Annotated in this window: 22 protein-coding genes; 10 read left to right on the forward strand and 12 right to left on the reverse strand. The window is 67.3% G+C overall.

What is annotated here, in order from left to right:
- Nucleotides 1-50: 50 nt before the first annotated feature.
- Genes L0U85_RS08675 through L0U85_RS08690 form a run of 4 tightly spaced genes read right to left on the reverse strand, consistent with a single transcriptional unit; the run spans nt 51 to nt 3,020 of the window.
- A complete protein-coding gene (locus L0U85_RS08675) occupies nt 51-692 on the reverse strand; it encodes a class I SAM-dependent methyltransferase (protein WP_241377358.1) in 642 nt (213 codons plus the stop codon).
- Nucleotides 683-1,696: a radical SAM protein gene (locus L0U85_RS08680; RefSeq protein WP_241377359.1), complete on the reverse strand. Its 1,014-nt coding sequence runs from the start codon at nt 1,694-1,696 to the stop codon at nt 683-685. The genes L0U85_RS08675 and L0U85_RS08680 overlap by 10 nt, the downstream gene beginning before the upstream one ends.
- A 2-nt stretch (nt 1,697-1,698) precedes the next feature.
- On the reverse strand, nt 1,699-1,932 hold the full coding sequence (locus L0U85_RS08685; RefSeq protein WP_241377360.1) for a sulfurtransferase TusA family protein: 234 nt from the start codon (nt 1,930-1,932) through the stop codon (nt 1,699-1,701).
- Nucleotides 1,929-3,020, reverse strand: coding sequence for a permease (locus L0U85_RS08690; RefSeq protein WP_241377361.1), 1,092 nt, complete (start codon nt 3,018-3,020; stop codon nt 1,929-1,931). Before L0U85_RS08690 ends, L0U85_RS08685 begins: the two co-directional genes overlap by 4 nt.
- Before the next feature lie 494 nt (nt 3,021-3,514).
- Between L0U85_RS08690 and L0U85_RS08695 the strand changes: the two genes are divergently transcribed.
- Both L0U85_RS08695 and L0U85_RS08700 read left to right on the forward strand, forming a co-directional pair.
- Nucleotides 3,515-4,324: a nucleotidyltransferase domain-containing protein gene (locus tag L0U85_RS08695; protein WP_241377362.1), complete on the forward strand. Its 810-nt coding sequence runs from the start codon at nt 3,515-3,517 to the stop codon at nt 4,322-4,324.
- 161 nt (nt 4,325-4,485) lie between these two features.
- Nucleotides 4,486-4,797, forward strand: coding sequence for a hypothetical protein (locus tag L0U85_RS08700; protein WP_241377363.1), 312 nt, complete (start codon nt 4,486-4,488; stop codon nt 4,795-4,797).
- A 302-nt stretch (nt 4,798-5,099) separates the two neighbouring features.
- Here the strand turns inward: L0U85_RS08700 and L0U85_RS08705 are convergent, their stop codons facing one another.
- Nucleotides 5,100-6,260, reverse strand: a complete 1,161-nt coding sequence (locus L0U85_RS08705; protein WP_347177396.1) for a pyridoxal phosphate-dependent aminotransferase — start codon at nt 6,258-6,260, stop codon at nt 5,100-5,102.
- Between the two features lie 228 nt (nt 6,261-6,488).
- On the opposite strand from L0U85_RS08705, the gene L0U85_RS08710 reads away from it, so the two are divergent.
- The 4 genes from L0U85_RS08710 (at nt 6,489) to L0U85_RS08725 (ending at nt 10,859) form a co-directional block, all read left to right on the forward strand.
- The gene (locus L0U85_RS08710; protein ID WP_241377365.1) at nt 6,489-7,892 is read left to right on the forward strand and encodes an FAD-binding oxidoreductase; all 1,404 of its coding nucleotides are present in this window, start codon (nt 6,489-6,491) and stop codon (nt 7,890-7,892) included.
- Nucleotides 7,893-8,156: 264 nt separating this feature from the next.
- Nucleotides 8,157-8,570 (forward strand): DoxX family protein, encoded by a 414-nt coding sequence (locus L0U85_RS08715; RefSeq protein WP_241377366.1) that lies wholly within the window; start codon nt 8,157-8,159, stop codon nt 8,568-8,570.
- A gap of 13 nt (nt 8,571-8,583) precedes the next feature.
- The gene (locus L0U85_RS08720) at nt 8,584-10,380 is read left to right on the forward strand and encodes a glycoside hydrolase family 15 protein (RefSeq protein WP_241377367.1); all 1,797 of its coding nucleotides are present in this window, start codon (nt 8,584-8,586) and stop codon (nt 10,378-10,380) included.
- Entirely contained in the window at nt 10,377-10,859 is a 483-nt protein-coding gene (locus tag L0U85_RS08725; RefSeq protein WP_241377368.1) for a hypothetical protein, read from the forward strand. Before L0U85_RS08720 ends, L0U85_RS08725 begins: the two co-directional genes overlap by 4 nt.
- Nucleotides 10,860-11,043: 184 nt before the next feature.
- Here the strand turns inward: L0U85_RS08725 and L0U85_RS08730 are convergent, their stop codons facing one another.
- Complete coding sequence (locus L0U85_RS08730; RefSeq protein ID WP_241377369.1) at nt 11,044-11,673, reverse strand: hypothetical protein; 630 nt, start codon at nt 11,671-11,673, stop codon at nt 11,044-11,046.
- Nucleotides 11,674-11,934: 261 nt separating this feature from the next.
- Nucleotides 11,935-13,203: a glycoside hydrolase family 30 beta sandwich domain-containing protein gene (locus L0U85_RS08735; protein WP_277605568.1), complete on the reverse strand. Its 1,269-nt coding sequence runs from the start codon at nt 13,201-13,203 to the stop codon at nt 11,935-11,937.
- 235 nt (nt 13,204-13,438) lie between these two features.
- On the opposite strand from L0U85_RS08735, the gene L0U85_RS08740 reads away from it, so the two are divergent.
- The 3 genes from L0U85_RS08740 to L0U85_RS08750 all read left to right on the forward strand — a co-directional run bounded on the left by L0U85_RS08740 (nt 13,439) and on the right by L0U85_RS08750 (nt 16,820).
- The gene (locus L0U85_RS08740; RefSeq protein WP_241377370.1) at nt 13,439-14,875 is read left to right on the forward strand and encodes a non-reducing end alpha-L-arabinofuranosidase family hydrolase; all 1,437 of its coding nucleotides are present in this window, start codon (nt 13,439-13,441) and stop codon (nt 14,873-14,875) included.
- A 568-nt stretch (nt 14,876-15,443) separates the two neighbouring features.
- Nucleotides 15,444-16,355: an ADP-ribosylglycohydrolase family protein gene (locus tag L0U85_RS08745; RefSeq protein WP_241377371.1), complete on the forward strand. Its 912-nt coding sequence runs from the start codon at nt 15,444-15,446 to the stop codon at nt 16,353-16,355.
- Nucleotides 16,356-16,391: 36 nt separating this feature from the next.
- The gene (locus L0U85_RS08750; RefSeq protein WP_241377372.1) at nt 16,392-16,820 is read left to right on the forward strand and encodes a MerR family transcriptional regulator; all 429 of its coding nucleotides are present in this window, start codon (nt 16,392-16,394) and stop codon (nt 16,818-16,820) included.
- A 34-nt stretch (nt 16,821-16,854) separates the two neighbouring features.
- Here L0U85_RS08750 and L0U85_RS08755 read toward each other — a convergent pair whose 3' ends face one another.
- Nucleotides 16,855-17,118, reverse strand: a complete 264-nt coding sequence (locus tag L0U85_RS08755; protein ID WP_241377373.1) for a hypothetical protein — start codon at nt 17,116-17,118, stop codon at nt 16,855-16,857.
- 333 nt (nt 17,119-17,451) lie between these two features.
- Here L0U85_RS08755 and L0U85_RS08760 point away from each other — a divergent pair, with 333 nt between their 5' ends.
- Complete coding sequence (locus tag L0U85_RS08760; RefSeq protein ID WP_347177397.1) at nt 17,452-18,948, forward strand: SulP family inorganic anion transporter; 1,497 nt, start codon at nt 17,452-17,454, stop codon at nt 18,946-18,948.
- A 108-nt stretch (nt 18,949-19,056) separates the two neighbouring features.
- Here the strand turns inward: L0U85_RS08760 and L0U85_RS08765 are convergent, their stop codons facing one another.
- The 4 genes from L0U85_RS08765 to L0U85_RS08780 form a co-directional block, all read right to left on the reverse strand.
- Nucleotides 19,057-20,313, reverse strand: coding sequence for a family 16 glycosylhydrolase (locus tag L0U85_RS08765; RefSeq protein ID WP_241377375.1), 1,257 nt, complete (start codon nt 20,311-20,313; stop codon nt 19,057-19,059).
- Nucleotides 20,314-20,681: 368 nt separating this feature from the next.
- A complete protein-coding gene (locus tag L0U85_RS08770) occupies nt 20,682-21,488 on the reverse strand; it encodes a hypothetical protein (protein WP_241377376.1) in 807 nt (268 codons plus the stop codon).
- 112 nt (nt 21,489-21,600) lie between these two features.
- Nucleotides 21,601-23,238, reverse strand: a complete 1,638-nt coding sequence (locus L0U85_RS08775) for a choice-of-anchor B family protein (protein WP_241377377.1) — start codon at nt 23,236-23,238, stop codon at nt 21,601-21,603.
- A gap of 473 nt (nt 23,239-23,711) precedes the next feature.
- Entirely contained in the window at nt 23,712-24,377 is a 666-nt protein-coding gene (locus tag L0U85_RS08780) for a maleylpyruvate isomerase family mycothiol-dependent enzyme (protein WP_241377378.1), read from the reverse strand.
- Nucleotides 24,378-24,387 lie beyond the last annotated feature (10 nt).

Raw genomic sequence — 24,387 nt, forward strand, 5'->3', positions numbered from 1 at the left:
TTCGGAATGCCAGGTGGGAACGAGTCGCAGGAGCCCCGATCGTCCTCCGTTCAGGACGACGGGCTGAGGACGACCCAGGTGAACGGCTGCACGAGACCGGCCGGGGTGAGGTGCTCTTCGGAGCGGGTGTCGACGAGGTCGAAGTGCGGGGCGAAGATCTGGGCCAGCTCCGTCGCGCCGTAGCGCACCACCGGAAGTCCGGAGCAGTGCGTCGGACCGTGGGCGTCGAAGGTGGCCACGACGACCCGGCCGCCCGGAGCGATACCGGAACGGAGCACTTGCAGGTAGGCCTCGCGCTCGTCCTCCTCGATGAGGAAGTGGAACACGGCACGGTCGTGCCAGAGGTCGAACCGCCGCTCGGGCGCCCAGTCGAAGACGTCCCTGTGCAGCCAGTGCACTCGTTCGGAGGCCGGGCCGAGGCGGGCTTCGGCGTCCTCCAAGGCGACCTTTGACACGTCGAGGACCGTGACGTCGGTGAAGTCCCGCGCGAGCAGGTGGTCGACGACGACCGAGGCGCCGCCCCCGAGGTCGATGATCGACGCGCTGGTGCGGACGCGCAATGCGTCCAGCAGATCGAGAGTGACGGTCGGTACCGACTGGTACCAGCTGACCCCGTCCTCGCCCTTGGTGTCGTAGACGGAGTTCCAGTGGGCGGCGCGGTCGCCGGGTGTCGTGGGCCGGTTCATGCGCATCGGAACGCCTTCCTGGTGCTCTCCCGCTGTTCTGCCGTGGCATCGAGAATTCGGTCCATCGCCTCGATCGCGGTGCGGATCGGAAGTGGAGAGTCGGTGACACGGAGCTCGGGGTCGGTGATGCCCACAGGATGCCACCAGACGCCGTCGGCGGCCACCGCGGGTTCGGGGTACAGGTCGTCGCGGGTCAGGACCACTCCCGACTCGGCGAAACCCTGCCGGGCGATCCGGCGGATCACCTGGTCTTCAGCTGGAATGCCTTCGGTGTCGAGCAGTTCGCGCAGCGCGGCCACCTCCTCGGCGTCGGCGGCGTCGATGGTGGCGGCGATTCGGACCCGGAAGCCCAGCGTCCGGGCCAGGGCGATGCCTTCGCGGGCGCGGGCGTAGGCCCCCGCGCCCCGGTGCCGGTCGTGCAGCTCCGGTGTCGCCGAGTCCAGTGATATCTGCAAGGTGACCCGTTCGCGGTCCAGAGCCTCCAGCGTGCGGCGGCGGTCGCCTCGGCCGAACACCATGCCGTTGGTGAGAACGGTGACCGGAAGGCGTTCGAGGACCGCCCCGATGAGCTCGCCGAGATCAGGGTGCATGAACGGCTCCCCGCCGGTGATGAGCACCTCGGTGCCGCCGTCGGCCGCGAACTCCGCCACCGCCTCCCGGACCAGCTCGACCGGCAGGTGCCGGGCCGGAGCGCGCGGTGAGGACTCCGCGCAGCAGTAGTCGCAGGCGAGGTTGCAGTTGAAGTTGCTGTACAGCCAAAGACGGGATCCCAGCTTCGGCGGCTCCGGCTCGACCTCCACCGCTCCCTTGCGGACCTGTAGCGGTCCGACCAGGGCGTTGCCGGTGAGCACGCACCACGCCGCCAAGTCATCGCGAACCGACGGATCGCCGCCCCGCACCTCCAGGATCTCCTCCGGGTTCATCGCCTCGATCGCCGCGTGCAGCTTGACCAGCAGCCCGCTGCCGAAGTCGGCTCCGTCCGCGTCCAGCACCACATCAGGTGTCGCCATTGTCAACGTCCCTTTCGTACGAAGTAGCTCGTCGTCGATCCGTCGCGAGCCGTCTGCTCGAGCGGGTGACCTGCCAGGTCGCACCAGGCGGGCAGATCGATCTCCACCGACGGGGCTCGGCTGCGGATCTCGAGGATCTCGCCGACCCCGATCCCGTTCAGCGCCCGCCGGATGGCGATGAGCAGCCCGCCCCCGCAGTCGAGCGCGCCCCCGTCGCACACGGCCGCCGGGGTCATGACAGCACCACCAGCAGTCCCGCGCCCACCAGGCCCAGTGCGGCGACCGAGCCGCCGGTGGCCGCGACCACGCGAGTCGGGAAGGCTCGCCGGACCATCAGCATCGACGGCAGGGACAGCGCGGGCAGTGTGAGGATCAGCGCGCCGACCGGGCCGAGCCCGACTCCCAAGAGGACAAGCCCCTGGATGATCGGGATCTCGCCTGCGGTCGGGATGACGAACAGCGTTCCGACCACCGCGAACAGGAGCACGGCGTACAGGCCCCACTCTGCCACTCCCGCCGGGAACAGCCAGCCGCGCAGACCGCCGAGGAGCAGGACGACGATGAGATACTCGGGCAGCAGGATCAGCGACAGCCGGAGCAGCGTCTTGAAGAACCGACGGAGCGCGTCGCCCATGCTGACCGGATCGTCCGGGGCGGACGAATCGTCCTCCGGCCGGAGGACGGGATCGGTGACGGTCTTGCGGTCGCCGGCCAACCGGGCTACCAGCAGCGTGACTCCGAAGACCAGTGCGACGCCGGTGATCACGCGGACGGTGACGAACTGCCAGGGCAGCACCACGGCCATGAACACCAGCACCACCGGGTTGAGGACCGGATTGCCCAGCCAGTACGCCAGCGCCGACGGCATCGGCACGCCCCGCTCCCGGACGCTGTTCGCGACCGGGGCCGCGCAGCACGTGCACATCATCGACGACATGGACAGCGCGCCTCCTGCCGCCGTGCTCACCGCTGACCCACGGTCCCACTGGAACAGCTTCAGCAGCCGGCGACGCGGTAGGAAGGCCTCCACCGACGCGGCGAGCAGCAGACCGGCCACCAGGGCGGGCCAGATCGCCAGGCCGTAGGCGACCGCGTAGTCCATCGCCGACCGCCATGAGGGGTCCGGCGGAGTCGACGCTTCGCCGTTCACGATCGACGTGCCCAGAGAGTCGCCGCCGACGACGGCTGGAAGCTTCTGCGCGTAGGGCAACCATTTTGCCCAGGTCAGGGCGGCCACGGCCACCACGGCGAAGCCGATCGTCCCCAGCAGTACCGCTCGACGCGAACCGCTTGCCGCGGTCGTGGCGGTCTCGGTCGCTGCCATCACCGCATTCCCTTCGACGGACCGCCGTCTTGAGCGGTCGACGGAGCATGTCGGGCGTTGGGCCGTGCGTCCAGCCGGGAGGGCGTGGGCAGGGGTTGCGAGAGGTGTGTTGCCTGCATGGTCTTGAGTACAGCACTGAACGGCCCGGATTGATCCTTACAGATCGTGAAACTCGGCGTGCTTGTCGCACTCCCGCCGTGTCGAGCTCGCATGTGGACTTTCCGCCGCGGTGCATAAGGTGCACCGGCGGGGTGATCGCACAAGACTCGGTCGAGCGGTGTCTTGTGGTCGAACGTCGACGAACGAAGGTTAGACCATGGCTGGGAACACCGAAGTGGTCGAAATCGGCCTCGGACGCGCCCGCCGCCGCGGAGCGGTGTCGGGCCACGCGCCGCTGGGAGTGCCCGATGATCCCGGCAGGGGGCACTGGGCACCGGCGCGGCCGAGGGTGAATCTCGCTGGCCTGCGGCCGCCGAGCCTGGAATGCTGGCCCCATGACCGACACCCTCAGCCATACCGAGCACGGCGACTCCCGGATCGCCCGCGACGGCGAGATCCTGCGCACCGAGGTCGGCTCGGGCCTGCACGGCATCGCGATCGCCGGTACCGACGACCACGACGAGATGGGCGTCTTCATCGAGCCGCCCGAGTGCGTGATCGGCTTGACCGGCCCGATGGACCACTACGTGTGGCGGACCCAGCCCGAGGGCCACCGGTCGGGGCACGGTGACACCGACCTCGTCATGTACTCCCTGCGGAAGTTCTTGAAGCTCGCCGTAGCGGGGAACCCCACGACCCTGCTGCCGCTCTTCGCTCCCGAGGACTCGGTCTACGCGGTCACCGACCTCGGCGGCGAACTTCGCGGTCTCGCTCCAGGGTTCTTGTCGCAGCGGGCGGTCCATCGCTTCGTCGGGTATCTCGACGGGCAGGTCGACCGGCTGCTCGGCCGCGGTCGGCAAGGCTCCGCACCGAACCGGCCCGAGCTGGTCGAGCGCTACGGGTACGACGTCAAGTACGCCTCTCATGCGCTCAGGCTCGGACTGCAGGGCTTGGAGATCGCCGAGCACGCCCGGCTGACGCTTCCAATGCCGGAAGCCGACCGAGAACGAGTACTCCACGTCAAGTCCGGCGGCGTGGCCGACCTCGACCAGGTCCTCACCGAGATCCACGCCGTTCGGGCGAGGATCGTCGCCCTCCTCGATTCGGGAACCGCACCGCTGGCCCCTGAGCCCGACCTCGAACGGGTCTCGGCATGGTCGATCAGCGCGCACCAGCGCCACTGGAGCGCCGGCCACGGCTTCTAGCGCTGCCGTGAAACGTCACGAACCGGCCTCATCTTATTCCGGGCTGTCGACCTCGATACGGATGAATTGTCCTGCCCATGCCGACGGTGCCATATGGTCAGCGGCAAAGCACCCACCGGCACGATCCAGGATGTCCGGGGCGTCGAAAGGAGACGAGGACAATGACCGACCAGGTACTGACCGAAGTCAGCGCCGTAGTCGCGCCGGAGCGTGAGGCCGACCTCCTCGCGGCCTATCGCGACCTCGTCGAAGGCCCGCTCCCCGACGGACTGGTGCGCACCGAGCTGCTGAGCGGGTACGACGGACACTGGCGCATTCAGACGTTGTGGCGGGACCACGCCGCGCTGGAGGCGATGCGCGCAGCTCCGGAGCCGCCGGCAGCTCCACGACTCTTTCGCGAGGTGGGCGCCGAACCCGAACTCGCGCTGTTCGACGTGATGGTCCGTGGCGGTGCGCCGGTCGAACCCCGCTGATTCCCAGGCGGTAAGTCGCTCTCGGCCTGGCCAGCCGTGGCGGGATGGTTCGCCGGAGCTCGAACCGCGCCGCCGGGTCCAGGCTCCGTGCTCGGGCTGCTCCCGGAGAAGTCGCCGGATGGCGCACCGAGCACTTCTGGGCCGGTCATCTTCAGCCCGATGCGGTGTCGAGCAGGATCGATTCCTCGCTTGCACTTCCTATCTGGATTCGTGGGCGGTCGTCCATCTGCTCGCCCTACTCGTCTATCGCGGAATACACGTCGGCTTGAAGGCGGAGTGGTGTCGGCTTTGCCGTCAGCATTTCAGAGCGCGCCGAGGCGGTCGACGGCTTCCTGGAGGACTTGATTTCGTTTGCAGAAGGCGAAGCGGACCTGCGTGCGGCCCGACTCCGGGGAGTCGTAGAACACGGCGTTGGGCACGGCGACGACACCACAGCGCTCGGGTAGGGATCGGCAGAAGGCGAAGCCGTCCGTCTCGCCCAAAGGCGTGACATCGGTGGTGATGAAGTAGGTGCCCTGGGGCCGGTAGACCTCGAACCCAGCTGCCGCAAGCCCGGCGGACAGGAGGTCGCGCTTGGATTGCAGGTCTCTGCAGAATTCGGCGAAGTAGGCATCGGGCAGGCGCAGGGCTTCGGCGATGGCGTACTGGAAGGGACCCGCGTTGACATAGGTGAGGAACTGCTTGGCCGTGCGCACGGCGGCGATGAGGTCGGCGGCGGCGGTCATCCAGCCGACCTTCCAACCGGTGAATGAGAAGGTCTTGCCGGCGGAGGAGATGCAGACCGTGCGATCACCCATGCCGGGCAGAGCGCTCAGGGGGAGGTGCTCGCCGTCGAAGACGAGGTGCTCGTAGACCTCGTCGGTGACGACCAGGAGGTCGCGGGCGACGGCGAGGTCGGCGATGGCTGCCAGTTCGTCGCGGGTGAGGACCATGCCGGTGGGGTTGTGCGGGGAGTTCAGTAGCAGCAGACGCGTGCGGGACGTGACGGCGTCGGCGAGTGCGTCGAGGTCGGGGCGGAAGTCGGGAGCGCGGAGAGTGAGGGGGACGCGGGTCGCGCCGGCCATGGCGATGCAGGCGGCATAGGAGTCATAGAAGGGCTCGAAGGCGATGACCTCGTCGCCGGGTTCGAGGAGGGCGAGCATGGAGGCCGCGATCGCCTCCGTTGCGCCGGCGGTGACCAGCACCTCGCTGTCGGGATCGAAGGACAGGCCGTAGCGGCGCTGCTGGTGCTCGGCGATGGCCTGGCGCAGCTCGGGCACGCCGTTGCCGGGCGGATACTGGTTGCCCCGGCCGTCTCGGATGGCGCGGACGGCGGCCTCGGCGATCTGGGGCGGCCCGTCGGTGTCGGGAAAGCCCTGGCCGAGGTTGATGGCACCGGTGCGCTGGGCCAGGTTCGACATCTCAGCGAAGATCGTGGTGCCGAACCCCTCCAGTCTGCGATTCAACAATGGCCTGTCCTGCATGTGTTCACCCACGCTTCCTACGTCGAAGTCTCGCATGGCGAGTATGTGCGGCTCTCAGCAGCTTGGAACACCTTGAGGTGCGCCGGATGCAGCAGGACGTGATCGGAGCGGCGGGTGGGTGGTCGGCCAGGCGTTTGCGCAAAGCCGGTTCCGGTTCGGGGATAGACTGGGGGACCTGATCGCCCCGGGTCGTACTTGCAGATCTATCTGTGAAGACAGGGAGGCCCGATGAGTTCACCGCTCCGCGGCACCGTCATCGGAACCGATGCGGTGGACCAGTTGCAGGAGTCGTTTCGTGGCGACTTGATCCGTCCGTCGGATTTCGGTTACGACGAGCATCGGAAGGTATGGAACGGCTCGATTGATCGCAATCCGGGTCTTATCGCCAGGTGCACGGGTGTAGCGGATGTGCGCGCCGCTGTCCGATTCTCCAGAGATCGAGACCTGCTGGTGGCCGTCCGAAGCGGCGGCCACAGCTTCCCAGGGCTGTCAGCGTGCGACCGCGGCCTGCTCATCGATCTCGGCCCCATGAAGGGGATCCGAATAGACCCCGACGCGAGGACGGCACGGGTCCAGGCCGGGGTGCTCCTCGGCGAACTCGATCGCGAGACACAGCAGTTCGGCCTGGCCGCCCCTTCCGGCATCGTCACGCACACCGGCGTGGCGGGTCTGACTCTCGGTGGCGGCACCGGGTGGATCCAGCGCAAGTACGGCCTCGCGATCGACCAATTGGAATCGGTCGACTTGGTCACCGCCGACGGCGAGTTCGTCACCGCCAGCGAGGATCGAAATGCCGAGCTCTTCTGGGGCGTGCGCGGCGGGGGCGGGAACTTCGGGATCGTGACCGACTTCCAGTTCCGGTTGAACCCGGTCGGCCCGTACGTCGTGGCAGGGCCGGTCTTCTGGGCGATGGAGGACGCTCCGGAGGTGCTTCGCTTCTACCGTGATTGGATCGCGGACTGCCCAGATGAGCTGATGACGATTGCCGTGCAGCGCAGAGCCCCAGACCTGCCCGTCATTCCGACCGAACTGGTCGGCAGGCACATCACTGCGATCGTCGCCTGCTACACGGGTCCGGTGGAGGACGGTGAGCGGGTCGTGCGACCGCTCAAGGAGTTCGGGTCGCCACTGCTCGACCTCTGTGAACCGAAACCGTTCTTGGCGCATCAGATGATGTTCGACGCGTCGTTCCCCCACGGCTGGTGGTACTACGTCCGAGCCTGCGATGTCGCCGCGCTCGACGACGGCGTCATCGACATCGTCGTCGAGCACGGTGAACGCATCGCCTCGGCGATCAGCAGCGTCGCGATCTGGCAGATGGGCGGAGCCGTCGCACGGATCGAGGACGGCGCGACCGCGTTCAACGGGCGCAAGGCCGGGTTCACCTTCAACATCAACGGCAACAGCACGTCATTCGAGGGCTTTGACGCGGAACGTCAATGGGCCCGCGACTACTGGTCGGCCCTCGGACCCCACCACACCAGCGTCTACGTCAACTTCCTCATGGACGAAGGCGAGGACCGGGTCAGGCAGGCGTACGGATCCGACAAGTACGACCGCCTCAAGGCGCTCAAGCGCCAGTACGACCCGACCAACTTCTACAGACTGAACCAGAACATCGAGCCGAACTGAACCCGGCGGGCCCGCTTGCCCGATCGTCGGGCCTCTAGAAAGCCACCGGATGATCTCCACGCCCGTGGAGCGGCCGGGCACCTCGTTTCCAGGATTGGAAGCGGGCAGCCGGGGGAACACCTGCTGGTGACCAGCGTGACCTGACATGGGCCGCGATCGTGAGCGAGGAGGCACCACATGGCTACCGTAACCATCGAGACACCTATCGATCCGCATGCCAGAAAGACCACCGGTGTTCGGAGTCCCGCAGTCGAGGTATCGGCCGTGAGCACTGCCGCCCACCAGGTGTTCTGGATTCTGCGCATCGGCTTCGCCGTCGCGCCGATCCTGGCGGGGATCGACAAGTTCTTCAACTGGTCGGTCCAATGGCCGAATTACCTGGCAGGTTGGATCAACGACATCATGCCCGGCACCGGCCAGGAGTTCATGTACGTCATCGGCGGAGTCGAGATCCTCGCCGGGCTCGCGGTGCTGTTCGCCCCCAGAGTCGGGGCGCTCTTCGTCGCCGCTTGGCTGGCCGCCATCACCGTCAACCTGTTGACGGCCAATCCGCCGGAGTTCTACGACATCGCGCTGCGCGACTTCGGGCTGATGCTCGGTGCGCTGGCTCTGTGGCGCCTGGCCTTGGCGGTGGCGCCGGCCCGCAGAGACCGGACGCTGCCGTCTCGACCCTGGTAGCGAGGCGACTCGCATGCGGCGATCGGACCCGTCGGCGCGTCGCCTCGACGGCTATGCGCCCCTTCGCGACTACGCGGCGATCGGCGACGGGCGGACCGTCGCGCTGGTGGCCCGGGACGGATCAGTCGACTGGTTGCCCGTACCCGACCTCGATTCGCCGACGGTTTTCGCCGCAGTCCTCGATGACGAGCGCGGTGGCCGGTTCGTGCTCGAACCGGAGGTCGCGTACCGCGTCGAGCGTCGCTATCTGCCTGACACGAACGTCCTAGAAACCACGTTTCACACCGCTTCGGGCAGCGCACGGGTCAGTGATGCCCTGACGCTGCCCGGTGAGGGACTCGAGCCGTTCCGCGAGCTTCAGCGGCGCATCATGGGCCTGGCCGGGACCGTGCGGTTCCACTGGCGTGTGGAGCCGCGCTTCGACTACGGCGGCGCGAGCCCGCGCTTCGGCCGCAGGTTCGGACTGCCGGTCGCGGGCTGCGGCGCTGACGCGGTCGGGCTGATCGCCTTCGGAGCCGGCGCGTCGGCGGCGGGATGGTCGGGCGCCTTCGAGACCGCGCACGGGTCCTCGCACCTGCTGGTGCTCTCGATGGCCCACCAGGAGCCGCTGGTGTTCCCCAGCCGGGGAGAGCTCGATGCGCGCTTCGAACGCACCGGTGAGATCTGGCGACGCTGGACCGCTGAGCGGACGTACGACGGGCCCTGGCGCGAGGCCGTCATCCGCAGCGCCCTGGCGCTGAAACTTCTGGTCTTCTCCCCTTCGGGAGCGGTCGCGGCGGCCGCGACGACATCGCTGCCGGAGGAGATCGGCGGCGAGCGGAACTGGGATTACCGCTACTCCTGGATCCGCGACAGTGCCTTCACGCTGGAGGCGTTCCTGCGTCTGGGCTGCCCCGCGGAGGCGCGGGCCTACTTCTGGTGGCTCATGCACACGACGCAGTTGGACGCCCCGAGGTTGGGCGTGCTGTACGGCCTCGACGGTCGGCGCCGTGCAAGCGAGCGCGAGCTGTCCCTGCACGGCTACCGCGGTTCGCGCCCCGTCAGGATCGGAAACGGCGCCGCCGACCAGCTGCAGCTGGACACCTACGGAGAGTTGATGCAGACGGCCTGGCTCTATGCCGAGGCAGGGAACATGATCGACCATGACGTGGGGCGCAGGCTCGGCGGTTTCGCGGACTTCGTGGCCGCGAACTGGCGGACCGCTGATTCGGGCATCTGGGAGGTGCGGAGCGAGCCCCGTCATTTCACGCAATCGAAGATGATGTGCGTCGTGGCGCTGGACAGGGCGGTGCAGCTCGCGGAGCGAGGCTCGCTGCCGCGGCGGCATCTTGACCGCTGGCTGCGGGAAGCGGCGGCGGCTCGCCGGTTCGTGGGCTCGCAGTGCTATTCCGAGCGGCACCGGTCCTACGTCCGCTCCGCTGGCAGTGAGGAACTGGACGCCAGCGTGCTGCTCGGGCTCCTGCACGGCTTCGGCGACGACGCCGCGCGACTGAGCTCGACGGTCGATGCGATCGCGACCGGGCTCGCCGAAGGCGTGCTGGTTCGCCGCTACTCCGGTGGAGACGGGGTGCCCGGTTCGGAGGGAGCGTTCTTGGCGTGCTCGTTCTGGCTCGTCGAGGCGCTTGCCCGCATCGGGCGCGTCGACGAGGCCGCTGATCGGATGGACGAGCTCGTCGGCCTGGCCAACGACGTCGGCCTCTACAGCGAGGAGATCGATCCCGCAGGCGAGTTCCTGGGAAACCTGCCGCAGGGCCTCTCCCACCTGGGGCTGATCAGCGCGGCGGCGGCCGTCGCGGAGGCGAGCTCATGACCGTCGCAGGCGCCCTGGCAGGCGGTCTGATCGGCACGCTCGTCCTCACGAGCCTGATGAGGGCCGCGAATGAACTGAAACTCACCCGGATGGACCTGCCCTTCCTGCTCGGCACGGCGCTGAGCGGAAACCGCGCCCGGGCGAAAGCAGTCGGCTATGCGCTGCACTTCTGCTTCGGACTGGTGTTCGCGCTCGGCTACTACGCGGTCTTCGCCGCGATCGGGAGCGCCGGCTGGGGGCTCGGCGCCGCGTTCGGCCTGCTGCACGGTGTGTTCGCGGGAACCGCGCTCGTCAACGTGCTGCTACCGGTGGTGCATCCGCGAATGGGGTCGCCGATGACAGGAGCGGGCGATGCGCCGCTCCTGGAGCCGCCCGGCTTCATGCTGCGGAACTACGGGGTGCAGACACCACTGGTCGCGATCGCCGCGCACGTGGCCTATGGCTCGATCGTCGGCGGGTTCTCCTCGCTCGGCGGTTGACCCTGACACCGGGCGACGCGGTCGGGGAAGACACAAAATGGAGGCTCGAATCCCGGCGAGCGATCCCTCTCGCCTGTGATGGTTCCGATTCCGGTCGTGATTCCCGAAAAGAGTCCATTCTCGACAGGCAGACACGGCTGTGAGCGACTGACCCGGCGGGATCGTCGTGAACCATGTCGAGCGATCAGAGATTGCCTTCACGTCTCAGGGCGGCGAGCCCCTCCTCGATCTCGCGGATCTTGGCTTCGCGATTGGCGGCCGCGACCGGATCAGCCTGCTTCCACAACTCATCGAGTTCGCGATCGGCCGCTGACCGGTCGGGGCCGTCGACCTCGGCGGCACGCCATGCGAGCAGGTGCACCTCGCGCTCAAGTGCCGGGTCCCAGGCGAGGACCGCCTCGACCCGGTCGGCGACGCCGCCGGCTCGGCGGGCGAGCGCGGCGACTTCCTTGACCGTCTCCTCGACGGTGCGCCCGCTCGTCAATCGGACTTGGAGATGCGCGATGGACGCGAGGATCGCGCCGGTGACGACGGCGGCGGTCACGCCGAAGCCGAGGCCGTAGGCGATGTTCATGCCAAGGCTGTTCGGCGCGGCGACCACGAACGCCGCGGTCGTTGCGACCATGCAGATCGGATACCACCAATAGCCGAGACGTTCGAGCGGGCGGAACCAGGCAGGTTTCCTTCCGGAGAACCCGTCGAGCGCAGCCTCCAGTTGCTCGGCGGCGGCACCGACCTCAACCGGTGCATCGGGTGCAGTGATGATCGTCTGCTCTGATCGCCTGGTCCGAACGAGCCAGCGTATTTCCGCCATGGTGCCCTCCTCGTCGATGCTCACCATCGAGGGCAGTCGGCGACGGCGGTCCTCGATGCAAAGCGTCTCTTCGCGAACGTCGTAGGTTTGCGGCGCTCCGCGATGTGCCTGCGGCTCATCAAGGTATAGCCGAGCGGTGCCACCGTTCACCGGTGGTGCCGCCCCGGTCGGTCGTGACTTGGTCGAACTCCACGGTCAGCGTCGCCAGGTCGTGCATAGATGGAATACCGAACAAGTGGGCACTCTCGCGGAGGACGGGAACTAGTCCACGACGAAGGTCCTGATGCTGCGGGCCGGGAGTTGGGCGCCGAAGGAGCCGTTCGAGATGGTGAACGTGTTGTAGTGCTCGAGGGTCCGGTTCGCATCCGTCAGCCAGGTCGAGACGCTCGCTGAACCGGTGTCCTCGATGGTGTAAGGGTGGTATGCCGGTGAACTGTTCTTGTTGATGGCGACGATGACGATCCTGGAGCCGCTCTTGAACGCCGTGATGAAGACGTTCGACTGCGGGTTCACGGTCGCGGTGATCCGCGAGTAGCCCGGGCGGACCCACTTCGAGAAGTGCGCCATGTTCGCGCCGCGCTTGCTGATCCGGCCGTCTTCGCGCATCGGGCCGTAGTAGCGGCGGATGTACCACCACACATAGGTCTGGAACCGGCCGTACAGCAGTGCCCGGTGGATGTGCTCGCCCACGTCGAGCGCTTGGGGCCAGAGGTCGGCCGAGTCGCTGCTGTTGGGGTGGTAGACCTCGGTCATCCACAGCTCCTTGCCGGAGCCCTTCTCCTGGAAGAGCGGGTAGGAGAAGTCCGCGGACCGGGTGCCGTAGAGGTGGGCGCCGAGGATGTCGAGATTGGCCAGGGCCTGCGGGTCGTCGAGAATGGGGTCGGAGAGGTTCTTCCGGTACTGGAACGACTCAGGCGCGATGACCCTGGTGTTGAGCGAACCGGCGTTGTCGCGCAGGAATCTGACGATCTCGCTCGGTGTCCACGCCGTCCAGTCGTGGGCGTAGTCCGGTTCGTTCTGCACCGAGATGCCGTACAGGTTGACCCCGTTGCCGCTCATGAACGATACGAAGTCGTTCAGGTGCCGCGCGTAGGCGGCGTACCTGTCGTGGCGCAGGCGCTTGCCGCCCGAGAAGGCCTCGGTCATCGAGGCCGGCGGATTCCACGGCGAGGCGATGACCTTGGCCCCGAGCTCGCTGGCGCGCCTGGCGGTCGCGACCTCGCCGCTCCATCTCCCGCGGTCCTCGTGAACGGGGATGCGCAGCACGGTGAAGCCCAACTGCCCTTGTCCGTTGCCGAACGCCGTCTCGCGCTGGCCGGCGGTCAGGTCGTCGATCCAGGCCGTGTGGTTCATGCCGCCGAAGCCCAGGATCGTCTGCTGCACGATCGACGGCTCGACGACCACCCTGGTCTGCGCAGCAGCGGGCTTCGCCGTCGCGAGGACCGGTAGCGCGGCGCCCGCCGTCAGTATCGACCGCCGGCTCAGCGACTGCGGCCCTGCGGACTCGGATCGGTCTCGACGGGGTGTCATGGTGCCTCCTCCTGCGATGCGAATCGAGACGCGCCACGTTCGTCGGTTTCAGCTGAACCGGCACCGCCATTCATCGACATTAATTTCCATATATGGATATGTCAATATATAGTTCGAATTTGGCATCGAACGACTTTTTGCCGCAGCGCAACGCTGAAACGATCCTTGTGATCGATGAATGTTTCTGCCACACTGCAAAGATCGATGTATGTCGATTAGTCAGCGAGGAGTTGCGATGGGTCGATTGCTGAGGCTCGCTGTCATGCCGGTCGTACTGACGGCGGCGCTGCTCGTGGTGAGCGCGCCGAGCGCCGGCGCGCAGGCGAGTCGGCATGAGGCCGAATACGCCGCGTGCGACGGCACGATCGACTCGAACCACACCGGGTTCTCCGGCACCGGTTTCTGCAATCCGCCGAACCAGAGCGGCACGGGCGTCGAGTTCACGGTGAATGCCGCCAGCGCGGGCACTGTGGCGCTCGGTTTCAAGTACGCGAACGGGAGCAGCACCAGCCGCCCTGCGTCGCTCAGCGTCAACGGGACCGTAGTTCAGTCCAATGTGCCGTTCGAGTCGAACGCCGCCTGGAGCAACTGGACGGTCAAGAGCATGACCGTGTCCCTGAGGGCGGGCGCCAACACCATCAGGCTCGCGGCCGACAGCGGCGACGGCCTGGCGAACATCGACTACCTCGATGTCGCGAACAGCGGCACCAGCCTGCCATCGAGCTTCACGTGGAGCTCCAGCGGCATTCTGGTCGAACCGAAGTCGGATGCGACCCACGACATCGTCTCCGTGAAGGACGCGTCGGTCGTGTACCACGGCGGCAGGTACCACGTGTTCGTCAGCGTCGTGAGCGTCAACCAGGGCTACGGTCTGGCGTATCTGAGCTTCACGGACTGGTCCCAGGCCGGTTCCGCGCAGCTGCACTTCCTCGACCAGACGGCGATCGGCGGGGGATACAAGGCCGCGCCGCAGGTGTTCTACTTCGAGCCGGAGCAGCGCTGGTACTTGACCTACCAGATCGGTGACAACGTCGCCTATTCGACGACGGCGCACATCGGCAGCCCGAGCACGTGGAGCGCTCCGACGCCGTTCTACTCCGACACGCCGCAGATCGTGCTCGACAACATGGGCAGCGGTCAGTGGCTGGACTTCTGGACCATCTGCGACAGCGCGAACTGCCACATGTACTCCTCGGACGACAACGGCAACCTGTACCGAGCGCAGACCTCGGTGGCGGATTTCCCGAACGGCTTCTCAGACCCCGTGATCGCGATGCACGATCCCAACCACCACTGGCTGTTCGAGGGCGTCAACGTGTACAGGCTGGAGGGCACCGACGAGTATCTGCTGATGGTCGAGGCGTTCGGCGACAGCGGCCGCCGGATGTTCCGGTCCTGGACGTCGCAGTCCATCACCGGGCCCTGGACTCCATTGGCCGACACCAGGTCCAACCCGTTCGCCGCCCGGAGCAACGTCACTTTCGACGGCGCCGTCTGGACGAACGACATCAGCCACGGGGAGCTGATCCGGAACAGCATCGACCAGACGCTGACGGTCAGTCCCTGCGATCTTCGGTTCCTCTACCAAGGCAAGGATCCGGACGCCTCCGGACCGTACAACCTCTTGCCCTGGCGGCTCGGCCTGCTGACGCAGTCCGACTCCACCTGCTGACGCCCTGAAGCGGCGACGCTTGACGACGCCGCGCCGGTCGTGGGCGCTGGCGCGGTAGTAATGCTCGGAGACCGGCGCGCGCCAGTCGAGCACCAGTGGCGTCGAGGTCTGGTCGCGGACGTGACGGCGGCCGATGTGGTAGTCCTCGCCGGACTCGAACCACAGCCGTCCGAAGAACAGGGCTATATCGCGCACCGACAGGTCGGCCATGCGCTCGGCCCCGAAGTTGGCCATGGAGAACCCGAGGTGTTTGTCGGGACCCTTGTCGCCCTCGAACCGGTTCTGCTTGCCTTCGACGAACTCGGCCTCGAAGCCCTCGATCAGGTCGGCGGTGTCGCGGTGCATCGCCGCGATCGCGGCGCGGACCCGCTCGTGGTGGGCGATCTCGGCGCGCAGCTCGGATTCGGACACGGGCAACCTCCCAGCGGGCGACGGATGAGCGTGCGGGTTCAGGCACACAATGAATTCGACTCTACCGTAAGGGTAGGGTTGGTGCATCGTGACGGAGGTTATGAACGGCATGGCAGAACCGGCATTGGCAGTCGATACGAGTCTATGGCGCTTGCGGGTGCGCGGAGCCTTGGTGCTCGCCGCATGCGCCGACGCCCTCGGCGCGCCCTTCGAAGGACGGCCCGCAGCCGAACCAGCGCGCATCGCGGCCATCATGAACCGCCCGTCGTCGCCGCTGCGATGGACCGACGACACGGCCCAGATGCTCGTGCTCGCCGCGCACTTGGCCGAGTGCACCGGCGAGATCCGACGCGAAGCCCTGGCCGCGGCACTGGCGCGGGCGTGGGAGGCCGAGCCCGGCCGCGGGTACGGCATGGGCGCGGTGCGGGTGCTCTCCCAAGTCCGTTCCGGAGTCCCGTGGCAGCGTGCGGCCGCCTCGGTCTTCGGCGGCGCCGGTTCGTGGGGCAACGGCGCGGCGATGCGGGTCGCGCCCGTCGGCCTGGTCGCAGGCTTGAGCCTCGATGACATCGCGAGGGCGGCGGCGGCATCGGCGCAGGTCACGCACGCCCATCAGCTGGGGATCGACGGCGCGGTGGTCCAGGCCGTGGCGGTCGCCGTCGCGGCCCGCACGTCCCGGCTCAGGCGTCTGGCAGCGGATGACCTGATCGCGGTGGTCGCACAGTATGCCCGGACACCGGAGTTCACCGCCGAGCTGCGATCCGTACCGGGGCTGCTGGAAGGCGCGGCCTCCGACATCGCCGCGCGGTTCGCCTGCGATGCCACCGCACTCGGTTCGGTGCCGGCGGCGATCGCGGTCTTCCTGCGCCATCCTGACGAACCGGCCGACGCGATCGCCGAGGCGATCGGGCTGGGCGGCGACACGGACACCATCGCGGCGATGACCGGCGCGCTGGCCGGCGCCCGCTGCGGCGAAGGCGCGATCCCGGCGTCATGGGCGCTGCGACTGGAGCAGTCGATGCGCGTGTGGACGGTCGCCGGGCAGCTGTCAGGCCTCGGACAGCGCCGGTAACGTGGCAGTCCCCGAGAATCCCCGAACGGAGTGGTGATGCGAGGCAGCGAACTGATGCAGATCGGCGAGGTCGCCGAGCGGACGTGCCTGAGTCTGCGCACCATCCGCTATTACGAAGAGGTCGGCCTGGTGGTGCCCTCGGAGCGAAGCCGGGGAGGGTTCCGGCTCTACACCGATGCCGACGTCCGCAGGCTGTGGCTCATCCGCCGTCTCAAACCCCTGGATCTGTCCCTGGAGCAGGTCCGCGATCTGCTCGAGGCCCTCGACCGCGCCGACTCCGGGGATGCGGACGAGGTCGAGGCCGCTGCGCTGCGCGCGTCGCTCGGCTCGTTCCAGTCGATCGCCCGCGCGCGAGCCGAGGCGCTGCGGGATCAGCTGGCGGGCACCGAGGAGTTCGCCGCCGACCTGACCGACCGGATCGCGGCGCTCGGCCCCGAAACGGAACCGGCAGCACCGCGTTCCTGACCACCCTCCGGTTGACTCTCACGTTACGTTAGGGTCAGAGGGTCGGTCGAGGAGACGCGAGGAGGGGCATGTCGGTCGAGGCGGTGGCACGAGAGGCGGCGCGCAGGCGCACTTTCGCGGTGATCTCCCAACCCGCACCGAACTGCTCGAGAGCGTCGAGACCGCCTTCGCTCTCGGCGCGGCCACCCGCGCCGAACTGATCGACGCGGCCGTCGCTGCAGCCGCCCGCAACGAAGTGCGAGCTGCCCGACGAGGTCTTCGCCAGTCCTCGCGACCTGTGGGCCGAACTGCCCGACATGCCCATCAGCGCCTGAAGCGCCGACAGATCCCGTCTCCCGACGCGATTCGAGGAGTTCGATTCCCACCACCTCGATAGGCGAGGTCAGCCTGAACCGCAGTCACGACCCGGTTGCGGGCACCGAGGTCTACGGGTCGAACTCGGCGACCATGTCCGTCCTGCAGGCCTGACTCGCCCGCCAGATATTTATCCATTGTGTACTGTAATGCTGCACACCATTCATCTCTCCGAACCGCAGTGGCAACATCGAGAACGCTAGGCTTACGCCTAGTTCTGGCACCGTCTCATCGTCGCGCGGTGCGCCCTCTCACTTGTCAACCCGAACGGTGCTGCATGCTCTCACCTGCCCGACTCACGCTCAACCGTGCCCGTTTCGCCCTTCCGCGTCCCCTTGTGCCGTTCTTGCGCACGGAGCTGCTGGCCGGTCTGCTGGTGGCACTGGCGTTGATCCCCGAGGCCATCGCCTTCTCGATCATCGCCGGCGTCGATCCCCGAGTCGGGCTGTTCGCCTCGTTCATCATGGCCTGCTCGATCGCCTTCCTCGGCGGCCGCCCGGCGATGATCTCGGCCGCCACCGGCGCGATGGCCCTGGTCGTCGCCCCGCTGGTCGCCTCCCACGGCGTCGGCTACCTCCTCGCGGCCACCATCGCCGCCGGCCTCATCCAAGTGGTCCTGGCCTTCACCGGCATCGCCAAGCTCATGCGGTTCATTCCCCGCAGCGTCCTGACCGGCTTCATCAACGCCCTCGCGATCCTCATCTTCATGTCGCAGGTGCCGTACTTCTGGGGCGAGTCGTGGGCCGTGTGGGCCATGGTCGGCGGCGGGCTCGTGGTCATCGTGGGCCTGCCCTACCTGACCCGGGCCGTCCCGTCGCCACTGGTCGCCATCGCCGGATTGACGATCGTCACCATCGCCTTCGGGATCGCCGTCCCGAACGTCGGCGGCGAGGGCGAACTGCCCTCCGGGCTCCCGTGGGTGGCACTGCCCGACGTCCCCTTGAGCCTGGGGATGATCGCGACCATCGCGCCGTACGCAGTGGCACTGGCCGCGGTGGGTCTGCTCGAGTCGCTGATGACCGCGAAGGTCGTCGACGACGCCACCGACACCCGCTCCAACAAGAACCGCGAGGCCGCCGGTCAAGGCATCGGCAACGTCCTGGTCGGCTTCTTCGGCGGCATGGCCTCATGCGCGATGATCGGGCAGACCATGATCAACGTCAAGTCCGGCGCGCGTTCACGCCTGTCGACGTTCTCGGCCGGGCTGTTCCTGCTGGTGCTCGTCGTCGTCTTCGGCGGCGTGGTCGCGCAGATCCCCATGGCCGCGCTGGTCGCCGTCATGATCTTCGTGTCCGCCGTGACCTTCGACTGGCACAGCATCAAACCGAAGACCCTGCGGAAGATGCCGATCAGCGAAACGATCATCATGGTCGTCACCGTCGTCACCACTGTGGTCACGCACAACCTCGCCGTCGGCGTCGGCGCGGGAGTCATCGTCGCGATGGTCGCCTTCGCCCGCCGAGTCGCTCACCTGGTCGAGGTCACCAGCGTGACCGACCCCGACGGCTCGACCGAGATCTACGCGGTCACCGGGCAGCTGTTCTTCGCCGCCAGCAACGACCTGGTCCACTTCTTCGACTACGACGGCGACCCCGACAAGGTCATCATCGACCTGTCCGACGCCCACGTCTGGGACGCCTCGGCGGTCTCGGCGCTCGACGCCATCGAGGAGAAGTACGCCGCGCGTGGCAAGACCGTCGAGATCATCGGCCTCAATCGGCCCAGCGCCGACCTGCACGGCGAACTGTCCGGCACGCTCACCAGCGCCCACTGAGCGGCGCCTGACCGACCTTGGGGGGGCTCGGTCAGGGTCGCACGGGGGCGATGGCGGCAGTGACCGTGAGCGCTCGTCGGCGCTTCATATGCGTGTGCCCTTCTGGCTCTACTGCCGTTCGAGCGCCCAGACGGTGTTGGCGTCCGTCGACCCGGTGTTCCAACCGACGGAGCCGCCCGACCCGTAGAGGTAGCCGCGTCCGCCGAGCTTGTTGCCGATCCGGAACCCGCCGGACACGGGTGCGATCGCCCAGAGACTGTCGTCGCCGAGCCATCCGGTGTTCCAGATGACCTGGCCGTCCGGGTCGGTGTCGAGATATCCGCGGCCCTCTCGGACGTTGTCGATCGTCCAGTACCCGGGTTGCTGCTCGTTGAGCGTCCACAGCTGATCGTCGTAGATGCTGCTCGGCTCGAGCGCGACCGCTCCGTCGCCTTCCGAGTCGAGATACTGCCCGGTCGAGACGTTGCGGAGCCGGTAGGTCCGGCCGCTCTGCGGATCGGCGGCATCGTCGGCGGGCTTGTAGGCGCGGAAGTAGTCGACGACGAACTCCTTCGGCCGGGGGTCGTCGGGGTCGACCGAGCCGGTCCAACCGGCGTTCTCGTAGACGCCCAGCAGGAACACCGCCGGGTACCGCGGCGACTGGTCGATGGTCCTCGTCAGGACATTGTCGATGTACAGCTTGAACTGGGTCGGGGTCCACTCGATCGCGTAGATGTGCATCTCCGTGGTCATGTCGAACCCGACGCCGACGCTGTTGGTGGAATCCGAGAGGTTCGGGTCCGACCACTTGAACAGGTTGTAGTTGAACCGGCTCTTCCCATGGATGCCCGCGTGTTCCATGATGTCGAGCTCTCCGCGCTGCTCCCAGGTGTCCTGTCGGCCTATCAGCCAGAACGCGGTGTGGATTCCGCTTCTCGCGGAGCTCTTCGCGCGGATCTCGAAGTAGCCGTACTGGGTCGCGTACTTCATGTCCGTGGGAATCTCGTGGTCGAAGCGATTGTCCTTGTGCAGGTGAGTCCGCTGCCCCGTCTGGATACTCGAGACCTTCATGGGATTGTCGGTGTAGTAGGTGGGCTGGTCGTCGTCGATGCGCAGCACGAGGGCGTTGTCGCGGAACCCGTACCGTGCCGAGGCCCGGTCGGTGCTGGTGCGGGACTCGAGGTACTTCGTGATCCACAGGTTCGGGTCCAGGCTGCCGTTGAACTCGTCGTTCCGCTCGAGGATCCAACCGGGCTTCTCGAGCGGGTTCGGGGGCATTTCCGCGGCAGATGCGGGCGCTTCCAGGAACGCGGACAGGGCGAGGGCGCCGCCGCCTGCGAACAGGCCGCGGCGGGCGAGCTTGATGCGTTTGGGATCGAATGCCATGGTCATCTCCTTTGACGGTCGTCAAACCCAATGATGACAACGGTTTCAAACCATGTCAATCAGCATCTATATATAAATTGAGAACTTTCTATATTATTTCGCGAACGATCGATGGGCGTAGTGACTCCAGCAGATGAGCGCCGATCATCATGGTGCTGAACGAGAACGAGGGCCCCCGCTGCACAAACGGACGTCTCACTTCCCAGGTCTCCCGAGCAAGAGGTCTCCACCGCCGAAGGCGCCCGGGTGGTGCAGTGGTCCTGCAACGGCGGCACCAACCAGCAATGGAAGTGGGTCACCGTGCGAGGATCGGATTCCCGAGTGGCTGCAACGCCGCTCCACCCGCGTGCTCACGTCCGCAGAGGCGGTCAGCCGAGGATGAACACCGCGATTGCCGCGCTGGCCGCTGCCGCCGCGAAGTACAGCACGGCCATCGGTCGACTCGCCGCGACCTCGCCCTTGCCGTAGCCGCTCGCGAGTTGCTCGAGTCGGTCCCGCATCCGGTCCTTGAGTTTGAGCCCGAGCACGAGCACACCAATTGTTGGCAGTGCATAGACCGCTGCATAGCCAGCGAGGAGGGCGAACCCCTGCGCGATGGTGATCGGGGCGTCGACGAGTCGGCTCACCGCGAAGAACAGCGGGAAAGCGCTCGGCAGGTCCGACGCGGTCGTCATGGCCCCGAGGCCGACGGCGCTCCAGGGATTCACCCAGGAGGGCAGCCGCACCACGGGTCGTTTCGGGCGCGTCCGCAATCGGCGCCATCCGAGCCAGGTCAGGAACAATGACAAGGCCGCGAAGATCGTCACGCGGGCCCACATCGAGAACTCGGTCAGCGCGTCCTCGGCCGCCGAAGCGCCGAGCAGCAATGCCGCTGCCACCAGGTAGAAGGCCAGCACCGCTCCGGTCAGGTAGGCCCACGTGGTCGCGGTCGGCCGCCGAGCGGTCAACACGATCACGACCACCGCCAGCATGGTCGACGTGTTCAGCGAATCCAGGACGGCAAGCCCCGCCAGACTCGCCAACAATCCGAATTCCACGCCGCCACTCCAATCAACCGAGTCCGGCAAGACTATTCGCCCGCGCAGCCGCGTCGAACCGGAGCGGTCACCCGGTACCAGCGGTCGGGACTCCACTCGACGAACACGGGAGTGAGCGGCGACAACTTCCAGCAGCATGATCGTGCACGTGAACGTCGGGGCCGCACGCACACCGGGTGACGGCCGAGGAGACGGTGCGCCGCCTCCCCGGCCGCGAGGGCCGCTTTTCGCGGCTCCTCATCCCGGAGTGCTAGAGGTCGATCGTCCAGCTGTTGAGCCGTCCCGAATCGCCCTGGTGCACGTCGCGGACGCGCAGTGTCCACGTCCCGGCCGCTTGGTGACCGGAGAGATCGACCGTGTAGGTCTCCTTGACATCGTCGCGGGAGTCCCAAGCGGACTGCTTGAGCGGGTAGCCGGTGCCGTCGGGAGCGATCAGGTCGATCACCAGGTCACCCCGGTAGGTGTGGTCGATGTCGACCGTGACCCGGCTGGACGTTCCGGCGGTGCCGTCGCAGTCGAGGTCGATCGCGGAGGTGATGTCGGCCCTGTCGGGCAGGTCGACGCCGGTGGCGCTGGTGGCGGCGCATTTCGCGGGCGCGCCGGCGTCCAAGTCGGGCCGCAGTACGAACAGGCCGCGCTCGATGCTGCTGACGATCACCGTGCCGCTGTCGAAGTACGGGTAGTTGCTCCAGGCCCCGTTGAAGTCGGCCGAGTCGCCGTCGGGATGGACGTCGAAGTAGGCCACCTCTTCCATGGCCGCCGGATTCGCCACCTCGCTGAGGTCGACAATGCGCAGTCCGGCCTGGTAATTGGACTCGAAGACGTGGTCGCCCTTGACATAGAAGTTGTGGTCGATGGCCTTGGTCTCGCCGTCGTAGTAGCCCACCAGGCTCACATCGTCCAGGTCGGACACGTCGAAGACCCGGGTCCGGGTGTTGTGGCCGAACCTGGCTTCGTCGAGCTCGTCGTTGACCAGGAAGTACCGGTGGTCCTCGGTCAGCCAGCCTTGGTGGGTGTATGCCGCACCCTCATAGCCGGTGCGGGAGAGCTGCACCGGGTTGGACGGGCTGGTGGCGTCCACGATGGTGATGGTGTCCTCGTTGGAGTTGAACAGGATCTCCTTGCCCTGGTGTTCGGAGTCGGGGCCCCGGTACACGACGGCCTGGGTGTCGTGGGTGTAGCCGTCACCGCTGATGCATCCGGCGAAGGAAGGGGCGGCGGGATCGGCGAGGTCGAACACTCGCGGGCCGCCTGAACAGGTGCCCGAGCCGATCACGTACGCCATGCCGGACTCCTCGTTGACGGCGACATTGTGCGCGCTGCCGAAGGAGGTGTCGCGGGCGTCGGCGTTGAACGTCTGCGGCGGGTTCGTGACGCCGCGCAGTCGCGTGAGGTCGAAGACCTGCAGACCGTGGCCTTCGGCCTCGGAGACGATGTAGGCGTGGCCGTCGTGGACTTTCAGGTCGCGCCAGGAGGAGTTGCTGGTGGCGGTGGGCAGGTTGCCAAGATAGACGGGGTTCTCCGGGTCGGAGATGTCGATGAAGCCGGTGCCGTTGGAGCGGCCCATCAAGGCGTACTCACCGCCCGTCTCGGGATCGGTCCACCCCCAGATGTCGTTGCCGCTGCCGCCGCCGATGGTATTGAGCGGCATGTGCGCCAGCAGGTCGACGTTTGAGCACCGGTACTCGCCGGCTGAACCGTTCTCGCAGGAGACCGACGTGGCGACGGCGCCGTCGATGGGATCGCCGAACTGCTCGAGCTTCTCCTGGTGAGCTTCGGGGTCGTCGTGTGCGAAGGCCGGCGCGGTAGCGCCGACGGACAGGACTGCGGCGGCGAGCACGATGGTCGATCGTTTCGCGAACCGGCGCGGGACGGTGGATGGAGGCATGGTTGCTGCTCTTTCTCCGGGATGGACTGAGGTGGCTTGCGGCACCGGGGATCGCGCCGGCAATCGCATTGGACTGCAAGGGTTCGGGGGCTGGTGCGTTGTGGAGGACTGCAGTAGGGCGACTCGAGGGGCCGGCCGGTCCCCATAAGTCAGGATATTGCGTATTTCCATGGACTTGTGCGAATCGTAACCGTCCCTTGGGTATCGGGTCAAGTACGGAAAGTCCTGCGACGGAACAAGTCGCCTACCGGACTGACACCGTTCCGACAGAGGCGCCGTCGATCAGAGCCGAGCGGCCAATTGGCCGCGACCAGGCTCGAGCGAACGCGCGCATCGGCAAAACGAGGTCCGCGGGCGGACCGGCTCAGAAACCTGCCCTCCTGTGCCGCCGACCTCGCCTCTCGACTCCCGAGCGGCCCTGGCCGCAGAATCGCTCAGCTGCCGAATGCCATCTCCGCACACCGGTGACCGGGTCACATGGTGTCGCAGCGCTCCCGGAGTATCGGGACGCCATCGCCTTCAAGCTCGTCGCAGTAGGCCGCGCGGCCGGTCATCGCCATCGTCAATGCCAGGGTCGGACCGGAGGCCAACGGTCCCTCGCCCGCGGCGAACGGCCCGTCGCCGGCGACAAGCCGCAAGTCGACCACGCGCTTCCTCGCGACGACGACGAAGTCCGAGCCGCGGTAGTACTCGGCCAACGTCGTGAGCGTCTCCACTGGGTGGTCGTGGCGGATCCCCAGCGGGCGGCGGATGTCCGCGCCGTGAACAATCGTCTCGCCGAGCATCGCCTTGAGCGGGATCGCCTTGGTCGTGCTGGTAGCGACCAGGTTGAACCGGTCCAGCGTCTCCGAGCACGACCGCCCGAGTTGCTCGCCCAGCCGCATCGCCACCTGCTCGTCGAAATCGAACCGGCACTTGATCACCCCGGCCATCCACCGAGCCGGCCCGAGGCTCGCCCCGGCGGTCAGGTGCGCCAGTACCTCGCGCACGGACAAGCCGGCGCACAGCGATGGCGTCTCCCACTCCTTCTCGCCGAGCCCGGCGAGGTCAGAGGCCAGCGACGCCCGCTCCTCATGGATCATCTGCCACAATCGCACTCGGCGGTTCGGCTGCGGTCGAGTGGTGTTCCGATCAGTCATGGGACACAAT

Origin of the sequence: Glycomyces sp. L485, from assembly GCF_022548875.1 — a bacterium.
Taxonomy (GTDB): domain Bacteria; phylum Actinomycetota; class Actinomycetes; order Mycobacteriales; family Micromonosporaceae; genus Glycomyces.

What these genes read in the sequence shown, in the direction of transcription:
- L0U85_RS08675 (WP_241377358.1), bottom strand. Translation starts at nt 692, where the DNA reads ATGCGCATGAACCGGCCCACGACACCCGGCGACCGCGCCGCCCACTGG.
- L0U85_RS08680 (WP_241377359.1), bottom strand. Translation starts at nt 1,696, where the DNA reads ATGGCGACACCTGATGTGGTGCTGGACGCGGACGGAGCCGACTTCGGC.
- L0U85_RS08685 (WP_241377360.1), bottom strand. Translation starts at nt 1,932, where the DNA reads ATGACCCCGGCGGCCGTGTGCGACGGGGGCGCGCTCGACTGCGGGGGC.
- L0U85_RS08690 (WP_241377361.1), bottom strand. Translation starts at nt 3,020, where the DNA reads ATGGCAGCGACCGAGACCGCCACGACCGCGGCAAGCGGTTCGCGTCGA.
- L0U85_RS08695 (WP_241377362.1), top strand. Translation starts at nt 3,515, where the DNA reads ATGACCGACACCCTCAGCCATACCGAGCACGGCGACTCCCGGATCGCC.
- L0U85_RS08700 (WP_241377363.1), top strand. Translation starts at nt 4,486, where the DNA reads ATGACCGACCAGGTACTGACCGAAGTCAGCGCCGTAGTCGCGCCGGAG.
- L0U85_RS08705 (WP_347177396.1), bottom strand. Translation starts at nt 6,260, where the DNA reads ATGCAGGACAGGCCATTGTTGAATCGCAGACTGGAGGGGTTCGGCACC.
- L0U85_RS08710 (WP_241377365.1), top strand. Translation starts at nt 6,489, where the DNA reads ATGAGTTCACCGCTCCGCGGCACCGTCATCGGAACCGATGCGGTGGAC.
- L0U85_RS08720 (WP_241377367.1), top strand. Translation starts at nt 8,584, where the DNA reads ATGCGGCGATCGGACCCGTCGGCGCGTCGCCTCGACGGCTATGCGCCC.
- L0U85_RS08725 (WP_241377368.1), top strand. Translation starts at nt 10,377, where the DNA reads ATGACCGTCGCAGGCGCCCTGGCAGGCGGTCTGATCGGCACGCTCGTC.
- L0U85_RS08730 (WP_241377369.1), bottom strand. Translation starts at nt 11,673, where the DNA reads ATGGCGGAAATACGCTGGCTCGTTCGGACCAGGCGATCAGAGCAGACG.
- L0U85_RS08735 (WP_277605568.1), bottom strand. Translation starts at nt 13,203, where the DNA reads ATGACACCCCGTCGAGACCGATCCGAGTCCGCAGGGCCGCAGTCGCTG.
- L0U85_RS08740 (WP_241377370.1), top strand. Translation starts at nt 13,439, where the DNA reads ATGGGTCGATTGCTGAGGCTCGCTGTCATGCCGGTCGTACTGACGGCG.
- L0U85_RS08750 (WP_241377372.1), top strand. Translation starts at nt 16,392, where the DNA reads ATGCGAGGCAGCGAACTGATGCAGATCGGCGAGGTCGCCGAGCGGACG.
- L0U85_RS08755 (WP_241377373.1), bottom strand. Translation starts at nt 17,118, where the DNA reads ATGTCGGGCAGTTCGGCCCACAGGTCGCGAGGACTGGCGAAGACCTCG.
- L0U85_RS08760 (WP_347177397.1), top strand. Translation starts at nt 17,452, where the DNA reads ATGCTCTCACCTGCCCGACTCACGCTCAACCGTGCCCGTTTCGCCCTT.
- L0U85_RS08765 (WP_241377375.1), bottom strand. Translation starts at nt 20,313, where the DNA reads ATGGCATTCGATCCCAAACGCATCAAGCTCGCCCGCCGCGGCCTGTTC.
- L0U85_RS08770 (WP_241377376.1), bottom strand. Translation starts at nt 21,488, where the DNA reads ATGCTGCTGGAAGTTGTCGCCGCTCACTCCCGTGTTCGTCGAGTGGAG.
- L0U85_RS08775 (WP_241377377.1), bottom strand. Translation starts at nt 23,238, where the DNA reads ATGCCTCCATCCACCGTCCCGCGCCGGTTCGCGAAACGATCGACCATC.
- L0U85_RS08780 (WP_241377378.1), bottom strand. Translation starts at nt 24,377, where the DNA reads ATGACTGATCGGAACACCACTCGACCGCAGCCGAACCGCCGAGTGCGA.